7 protein-coding genes and 1 CRISPR repeat array are annotated in these 7,821 nt (G+C 72.4%); all 7 genes read right to left on the bottom strand.

Going from position 1 to position 7,821, the window contains the following annotated elements; all coding sequences use genetic code 11:
* Window positions 1-26: 26 nt before the first annotated feature.
* Entirely contained in the window at window positions 27-428 is a 402-nt protein-coding gene (locus ABZT49_RS20910; protein WP_355288640.1) for a hypothetical protein, read from the bottom strand.
* Between the two features lie 52 nt (window positions 429-480).
* Complete coding sequence (pyk, locus tag ABZT49_RS20905) at window positions 481-1,917, bottom strand: pyruvate kinase (RefSeq protein WP_355288638.1); 1,437 nt, start codon at window positions 1,915-1,917, stop codon at window positions 481-483.
* 224 nt (window positions 1,918-2,141) lie between these two features.
* Window positions 2,142-3,817: direct repeats of the CRISPR family, unit length 29 nt; unit sequence CGGTTCATCCCCGCGCCTGCGGGGAACAC.
* 81 nt (window positions 3,818-3,898) lie between these two features.
* Window positions 3,899-4,189: a type I-E CRISPR-associated endoribonuclease Cas2e gene (cas2e, locus tag ABZT49_RS20900; RefSeq protein ID WP_355288642.1), complete on the bottom strand. Its 291-nt coding sequence runs from the start codon at window positions 4,187-4,189 to the stop codon at window positions 3,899-3,901.
* A gap of 13 nt (window positions 4,190-4,202) precedes the next feature.
* Window positions 4,203-5,150 carry a type I-E CRISPR-associated endonuclease Cas1e gene (gene cas1e, locus ABZT49_RS20895; RefSeq protein ID WP_355288636.1) on the bottom strand — a complete coding sequence of 316 codons (948 nt, stop codon included), beginning with the start codon at window positions 5,148-5,150 and terminating at the stop codon, window positions 4,203-4,205.
* Window positions 5,147-5,869 carry a type I-E CRISPR-associated protein Cas6/Cse3/CasE gene (gene cas6e / locus ABZT49_RS20890; protein ID WP_355288634.1) on the bottom strand — a complete coding sequence of 241 codons (723 nt, stop codon included), beginning with the start codon at window positions 5,867-5,869 and terminating at the stop codon, window positions 5,147-5,149. The genes cas1e and cas6e overlap by 4 nt, the downstream gene beginning before the upstream one ends.
* Window positions 5,866-6,660 (bottom strand): type I-E CRISPR-associated protein Cas5/CasD, encoded by a 795-nt coding sequence (gene cas5e, locus ABZT49_RS20885; RefSeq protein WP_355288632.1) that lies wholly within the window; start codon window positions 6,658-6,660, stop codon window positions 5,866-5,868. The genes cas6e and cas5e overlap by 4 nt, the downstream gene beginning before the upstream one ends.
* The coding region (cas7e, locus tag ABZT49_RS20880; protein ID WP_355288630.1) for a type I-E CRISPR-associated protein Cas7/Cse4/CasC at window positions 6,660-7,821 on the bottom strand (1,162 nt) is incomplete at its 5' end. The genes cas5e and cas7e, both read right to left, overlap by 1 nt.

Here is a 7,821-nt window from a genome sequence, read left to right as displayed (position 1 = left end):
GGTGGGGGCGGAGTAGGGGGGATTCTTCAGGGCAGCGGCTCGAGCCGGCGGGTGAAATCCGTCAGCTCGTCGATGTCCCACCCGGTGCCGTTGTTCCAGAAGTCCAGCAGCTCGACGTGATTGAGGCGCACCCAGGCCCGCACGAGGTCTGCCGCTTGCCGGGACTGGACGGTGCCGATGAAGTCGTCGCGCACCACCGGGTCGGGTCCGACCGAGACGATGAGGCAGGGCGCGTTGCCCTTCGGCTTCTCGGCGTACCACTTCACCCGCGGGCCGTGGGCCCCGAGACGCGACGAGACGAAGATCGTGCCCGGAACGTTCGTGTGCTTCCGGCCGAGATTGGTCATCTCGAAATCCACGTCCTCGGCGAAGTCGTCCGGCGGCGTCCGGCTTAGAGCGTCCCGGTCGCGCAGAAGGGTGGCTGACATCCAGGCCTCCGTGATTGCAGCCGGTCCAAGATAGCAGCAAACCGGCCCGGCCTCACGCCTTCGCCGCATGCTCCGGCGTCACCGTCGCGATGCGCACGAGGTTCGTCGCCCCCGGCGTGCCGAAGGGCAGGCCGGCCACCACGATCACCCGGTCGCCCACCCCCGCGAAATTCTCGCGCACCGCGAACTTGCAGGCGCGGAACGACATATCGTCGATGTCGCTGGCGTCGTTGGTGACGATCGGGTGCGTGCCCCAGGCGAGCGCCAGCCGCCGCGCCGTCTCGCGCTTCGGGGTGAGCGCGATCACCGTGGCGTCGGGCCGGGCGCGGGCGAGACGGAGCGCCGTCGAGCCCGAGGCGGTCCAGGCCATCACGGCGTTGAGCCCGAGCGTCTCGGCGATCTGGTGGGCGGCCGCCGCGATGGCGTCCGAGGCGGTCGATTCCGGCTGGTTGCGCTGCGCCGCGATGATCGACCAGTAGATCCCGTCGCGCTCGACCTGCTCGGCGATGCGGTTCATGGTCGAGACCGCCTCGACGGGAAACGCCCCCGACGCGCTCTCGGCCGAGAGCATCACGGCATCCGCTCCCTCGTAGACCGCGGTCGCGACGTCCGAGACCTCGGCCCGGGTCGGCACCGGGACGGTGATCATCGATTCGAGCATTTGCGTGGCCACCACCACCGGCTTGCCGAGGCGGCGCGCGCCGCGGGTGATGCGCTTCTGCACGCCCGGCACCTGCTCCAGCGGCATCTCGACCCCGAGATCGCCGCGGGCGACCATCAGCCCGTCGGCCACTGCCATGATCGCGTCGAGGGCCACCACCGCCTGCGGCTTCTCGATCTTGGCCATCACCAGGGCCTTCCCCCGCGCCACCGCCTTGACCTCGGCGACGTCCTCCGGGCGCTGCACGAACGACACCGCGATCCAGTCGGCGCCCGCGGCGAGGGCGGCCTCGAGGTCGAGGCGGTCCTTCTCGGTCATCGCCGCCACGGGAATCGTGGTGTCGGGGAGCGACACGCCCTTGCGGTTCGAGATCCTGCCGCCGGTCACCACCCGGGTCACCGCCCGGCCGGGCTCGACCTCGGTCACGACGAGGCGCAGCTTGCCGTCGTCGACGATCACCGCATGGCCGGGTTCGAGCGCCGAGAGGATCTCGGGATGGGGCAGGTGGACCCGGGTCGCGTCGCCCGGGGTCGGATCGTCGTCGAGGACGAAGTTCTGGCCGTTCTCGATCAAGGCTGCGTCGTCGGCGAAGCGCCCGACCCGGAGCTTCGGCCCCTGGAGGTCGACCAGCACGGCGATCGGGCGCTTGAGCTTCTGCTCGATGCCCCGGATCGTCGCCACCCGCTCGCCCAGTCGCTCGCGCGGCAGGTGGCTCATGTTGATGCGAAAGACGTCGGCCCCGGCCGCGAACAGCGCCTCGATCACCGCCGGATCCTCGGAGGCCGGGCCGAGGGTCGCGACGATCTTGGTGCGGCGGGCGCGCTTCATGGGGGGTGTCGTCCGGGGTGAGAAGTTGCGCGACACGGAAAGCCGGTCGGCGGGCCTGGGTCAATTGGCGATTTGGCGGCGGGTGGTCGGCTGCGGGGGGATGGGCCGGAGAGCTCGCGCCCGCGCTTGTCCAGCTCGCTTCTCGTCGAGACGACGACCATGAAGATCGTGTTCGATGATTGTGGGGAACACAGGGTGACCCGCTCGTCGGCACCGCCCATGAGCGGTTTATCCCCGCGCCTGCGGGGAACACGTCACCATCCTGCCCCTGACCCGCGAGGACGCCGGTTCATCCCCGCGCCTGCGAGGAACACATCTGGCGCGCCTCGGCGAGGTCGTCCTCGTCCGGTTCATCCCCGCGCCTGCGGGGAACACTGGCCGCCGGCGATCTGGCGCGAGTGCGGATCCGGTTCATCCCCGCGCCTGCGGGGAACACCGATACGCTCCCCACCGTCGCGTCTGCGGGCACGGTTCATCCCCGCGCCTGCGGGGAACACCCGAGCGCCTTGGTCAGAGCCTCGACCGTCGGCGGTTCATCCCCGCGCCTGCGGGGAACACCGCGAGGTGCCGGAGTTCGACACCCTCGGCAGCGGTTCATCCCCGCGCCTGCGGGGAACACGAACGCCTGGAGCGTCGTGCGGCCCGCCACGAAGGTTCATCCCCGCGCCTGCGGGGAACACGATCCAGGTCATGTGCAGGCCAGCGAACCGGCCGGTTCATCCCCGCGCCTGCGGGGAACACACCACCTCCGGCAACACCGCCATCCCGGCGTACGGTTCATCCCCGCGCCTGCGGGGAACACTAGTTCGGGTTCGGCACGTAGCCGGGGGCGTGCGGTTCATCCCCGCGCCTGCGGGGAACACTACAACCTCCTCCACAGCGCGACCGATGACATCGGTTCATCCCCGCGCCTGCGGGGAACACGACCGCGAGTTCGGCGGCGACGGCCCGGACGACGGTTCATCCCCGCGCCTGCGGGGAACACGCGTTCCAGGCCGGCTCGGCGGCGAGGATCTGCGGTTCATCCCCGCGCCTGCGGGGAACACTCGGTCCCGGCCCATGATGCGCCCCGGTTCGACGGTTCATCCCCGCGCCTGCGGGGAACACTGCTTGGCGAACGACGCGCCCACTCGGATCGTCGGTTCATCCCCGCGCCTGCGGGGAACACCGGCGCGTCTGCTGTCGAGTGTCGCGCGTCGGCGGTTCATCCCCGCGCCTGCGGGGAACACGTCTGGGTCGTGACCTGATGCGCCGCCTCGCCCGGTTCATCCCCGCGCCTGCGGGGAACACCTCGCCCGGTCCCGGCATGCTGCCGGCATCAGCGGTTCATCCCCGCGCCTGCGGGGAACACGTCTGGGTCGTGACCTGATGCGCCGCCTCGCCCGGTTCATCCCCGCGCCTGCGGGGAACACCACGGCACGGCCACGCTATCCCGCCCCCACCCCGGTTCATCCCCGCGCCTGCGGGGAACACACCCCCGACGCGCCGGTGCCGCTGATCCTCGGCGGTTCATCCCCGCGCCTGCGGGGAACACGCGTTCGGGTCGGTCCCACCGACGTTGCGGGGCGGTTCATCCCCGCGCCTGCGGGGAACACGGTCGTCACGCCCTGATGCCCGGCTGGCTGTCCGGTTCATCCCCGCGCCTGCGGGGAACACGCCTTGACGAGGTCGCGGCGGCGGTCAGTGGGCGGTTCATCCCCGCGCCTGCGGGGAACACCACAGCTCCTCGGCGGTCGTCGCGAAGATCTGCGGTTCATCCCCGCGCCTGCGGGGAACACAGCGCGTCAGCGACCTTGTCCGGCGGCATCCACGGTTCATCCCCGCGCCTGCGGGGAACACGTGATATTCTCGATCTGCGTCCCGATCAGAGGCGGTTCATCCCCGCGCCTGCGGGGAACACTCTTCTTGGAAGTGCTTGATACGCCTCACCTTTCACGATGTCAAAGAACGCACCGGCGTTTCCGCTCCGTTCCAGCCCCGGTCAGAGCGGGGTCTCGTCGGGATGAAAGGCCACCAGGGGCAAGCCGTCGAGGTCGACCGGCATGCGGCGGTTCCGGCCGCAGGTGTCGAAGGCGTAGCCGATGTCGGTCTGGGCGGTCCAGGCGATGACGCCGTTGCCCTCGCCGATGGCGGCCTGCACCTCGGCCCAGATCCGCTCGCGGGTGCGGCGGGAATAGTGGCCGACATAGACCCCCGCCCGCACCTCGACGAGCCAGACCGCGCGGCGGCCGCGCAGGCGCGGGGGGGCGTTCTCGACCACCACGACCATCATCCGCGCCAACTCCTCATCCCCGGTGGCCTTCGTTGCCGGAGGGCGCCTCGGTGAAGGCGGGGGGCTGAGCGTCGGCGGGCTCGCCCGGGGGCGGCAGGCCGCCGGCGGCGAGCACGTCCTCGATGCTCGGGATCAGGCGCTCCAGGAGCTTCGTCTTGCGGAAGATGTCGCGGCACTCGCGCCGCACCACGCCCTCGACCGAGCCCTGGAGCGGCTGGCCCTTCGCCGCGCGGCCCGCGACCTTGAACGCCGCCGGCACCACGGTCTCGAACTTGAACAGGTCGGCGATGTCGTAGACGAAGGAGAGCGGCCGGCCGGAATGCAGGAAGCCGATGGCCGGGGCGTAGCCGGCGGCGAGGATCGCCGCCTCGGCGAGGCCGTGCAGGCAGGCGGTGGCGGCCGAGAGGCAGCGGTTGGGGATGTCGGCGGCGTCCCAGTCGCCGCGGTCATAGGCGCGGCGGCGCCACTCCACCCCGTGCTGCTGCGCCTGGATCTCGTAGAAGCGGCGCACCCGCGCGCCCTCGATGCCGCGCAGCTGGTCGACGGAGCGGCGCTCGGGCGCCTCCTCGCCGAAGCGGACCGAGAACATGCGCCGCACCACCTTGAGCCGCGCCGACTCGTCGAGGGCGAGGCGGGCCTGCCAGAGCAGCCGGTCGGAGCGGGCGCCGCCAGGCTGGCCGGCCGCGTAGAGCCGCACCCCGCCCTCGCCGCACCACACCAGGAGCGTCCCGGCCCGGGCCGCCAGCCCCACCGCGGCGTGGCTGACCCGGGTGCCGGGCTCCAGCATCAGGCAGACCAGGCCGCCGACCGGGATCTGCGTGCGCACCCCGCGCTCGTCCACCACCACGAAGGCGCCGTCGAGCACGTCGAGCCGGCCCTTCTCGATGAAGACCAGCGAGGCGCGGTCGCGGATCGGGATCGGCTTCGGCGGGGCGAGGCCGGGGAGGGCGGATGCGCTCACGGCCGGCGGATCAGCATCAGGCCGCAGCCGAACGCCTTGGCGCGGCCGAAGCCGCGGGCGAGGGCGGCGAGGAACTTCGCCGGATCCTCGACCACGATCTCCCCTTCGAAATCGAGTGAACCGAAGCGAACGGGCCGGGCGCCGTCCCTCGGGAGCGCACGCCAGTCGTCACCCTCCACGCGCAGGCGCGGACGGGACCGGCCCTTCTCGTCCCGATCCTCGACGAGGCGGAAGCCGGCCTTAGCGCCCTGCCGGGCGAGCCAGTCGGCGCCGACCGTCTGGGTGATTGCATCGCGCTGCTCCTCGCGCGCGCTCTTGTCGAGGCCGCTCAGTGCCCGGGCCACAGGGTCGATCCGCTTGCCGCGCTTGGCGCCGGGCTTCGGCTCCGATGCTCCCGGACTGGCCCGCAGGCGGAAGCGCAAGGTCTGCCCCACCGACAGGTCGGGCGCGAAGGGCTTCGTCTCGACGTCGAACAGGCCGCCGCCACCCGAGGGCTCCCGCGCCGACAGGACCAGGAAGGTGGTGCGCTGCCAGGCCGAGCCGCCATCCTCGCGCCAGAGGAAGTCGCGCTCCCGGTCGGGCGAATCGGCGAACAGCGACCAGATCAGCCGGTGGCCGGCGGCGATGCGGGCGTCGTCGTCCTCCGGCAGCAGCAGGCGGGCGAGGGCGGCGGTGTCGGGGGCGTGGCGCAGGCGCACGCGGCTGAGGAAGAGGCTCACCGGGCGGCCTCCGGCTCCGGGCGGGGGATGCGGGTGGCGACGATCTCGTCGCGCAGGCCGAATTGCCGGCGCACCCGGCTCGTCACCCGGTCGCGGCGGCGCTCGATCCGGTCGGCCTTGTAATCGGGGGCGAGCAGGCCTTCGAGCTCGGCATCGGCGTAGACGACGGCCTTGTCCCACTCCTCCCACAGCCGCAGCGGCTCGAACGGGTAGCGCCCGGCGTCGGCCATCAGGCGCGCCGGCTCGTCTGCCCGATCGAGGAGGGCGGCGAGGCTCGTCACCGCGTCGAGGCAGCTTGGCGCCGGCGGGCGGCCGAGCGGGCAGGACTTGCGGCCGAGGTAGAGCGTGTAGGCCGGGTGCCGCAGGGCCTCGGCGATCGCCGCGGGGGCGGGGGCCCGAGTGTCTGTGTCGAGCTGCACCAGCCCCACCTCCACCCACAGGTCCTCGCGGTAGTCGCGGCTCGACAGGAGGGTGTTGAGCCGGTGCGAGGGCCGATCCAAAGCCGCGCAGCGGGTGGCCCAGGCGGATTTGCGCTCGGCCGGCGGTGCCTGGACGGTGTGGTAATCGGTCATCAGGCGACCGGTGCGCCGCACGCGCTGGACGAGGCCGTAGCCCGCATCGAGGGCGGCGTGGCTCGCCTCGTCGGCCCGATCGTAGCCGAGGGCCGCCGCGACGAGGCCGAGGATCGCCGAGCGGCCCGGCCGGTCGAAGCCGCCGCGGCGCTCCCCCACCGCGAGGTCGCCGAGGGCCGCGAGGGGGGCGTAGAGCGTGAAGGCGAGGCCGGCGGGCATCAGCGCGTCGCGCAGGCGATCAGGCGCTTGAGGCTGCCCTCGCCGGTGAGCGTGTTGAAGACCGGCCAGGGACCGTCGTTGCCGCGCCAGCCCTCGGGATCCTCGTCGCGCCGGCTCGGCGGCAGGTCGTAGGCGGTGCGGAAGCCATTGCGCGTCGCCTCGAAGGCGGCGACCGAGCCGGCGAGCACGTCCTCGCCGCCGACCGGCTTGAGGAACGCGGCGGCCAGGGTGTGAGGCGCCCCGTCGGAGACCTCGACGAGGCCGTAGCTCGCCAGCGCCCGGCTGGCGAAGCTCGCCTGCTTGCCCTTCGGCCCCACCGTCGCGGCGGCGTGGATCAGCGCCGCGAGGCCGCGCCGGGCGAGATCGGCATCGCCGCCGAGGTTGCGGGCCAGCAGGTCGCGGTCGATGCAGAGGTAGAGGTAGAAGGTGCCGGCGCCGAACCCCGCCTCGCCGACGAAGCCGGCGCCCGCATCCTCGGCCGGCGTCTTCAGGTCGTCGATGGCGGTGTAGTAATCGTCCTCGACCACCGCCCGGTGCGTGGTGACGGCGTGGGCCACCTGCACCGCTGCCTCGCGGTTGAAGTCCGGGTCGTCGGCCAGCATGCGGCCGAACATGCCGATATCGACCGCGCCGTCGACGGGCCGCAGCAGCGGGGTCTTCGTCAGGTCGATGCTCTCGCCGCCGGCGATCCGCTCGGCCAGCGCCAGGGCGTCCCGGCGCTCCTCGGCCGACACGAAGACGAGCTGCTCGATCCGGGTCGGGTACTTGTCGCCCTCGCCCTTGATCTTGCCGAACACGTCGGCGACCTCCCGGGCCGCCTTGCGGGCGGCGGCTTCCGCCACGCCCTGCTTCAGGAGGTGCCCCTCGATCTCCTCGCCGAGGCGCTGGGTGCGCTCGCCGAGATGCCCCTCCAAAGCCGCCTTGAAGGCGGGGGAGGTGCGCCAGGCCCGCTTGAGCGCCTGCGAGGAGACCCGCAGCCGGTCGACATTGCCGAACCGCGCGGTCTTCGGCCGGCCCGTGTCGTCACGGTTGAGGTTGGCGGGCGGGTAGGCGGTCAGGAGGTGCAGCTGCACGAAGGTGGTCATGGGAGGCTCGGGGAGATGGTCGGGCTCGGGATCGGGAGAGGGCGTCAGGCGGCCGGGGGGCTCGCGGGTTCGGAGG

The organism is Methylobacterium sp. EM32 (genome assembly GCF_040593685.1).
In the GTDB taxonomy this organism is placed as follows: domain Bacteria; phylum Pseudomonadota; class Alphaproteobacteria; order Rhizobiales; family Beijerinckiaceae; genus Methylobacterium.
This window is presented reverse-complemented; position numbering and strand designations above follow the sequence as displayed.

Bases quoted from the DNA above. Each gene is read 5' to 3' on its own strand.
- ABZT49_RS20910 (WP_355288640.1), bottom strand. From the start codon at position 428: ATGTCAGCCACCCTTCTGCGCGACCGGGACGCTCTAAGCCGGACGCCG.
- pyk (WP_355288638.1), bottom strand. From the start codon at position 1,917: ATGAAGCGCGCCCGCCGCACCAAGATCGTCGCGACCCTCGGCCCGGCC.
- cas2e (WP_355288642.1), bottom strand. From the start codon at position 4,189: ATGATGGTCGTGGTGGTCGAGAACGCCCCCCCGCGCCTGCGCGGCCGC.
- cas5e (WP_355288632.1), bottom strand. From the start codon at position 6,660: ATGCCCGCCGGCCTCGCCTTCACGCTCTACGCCCCCCTCGCGGCCCTC.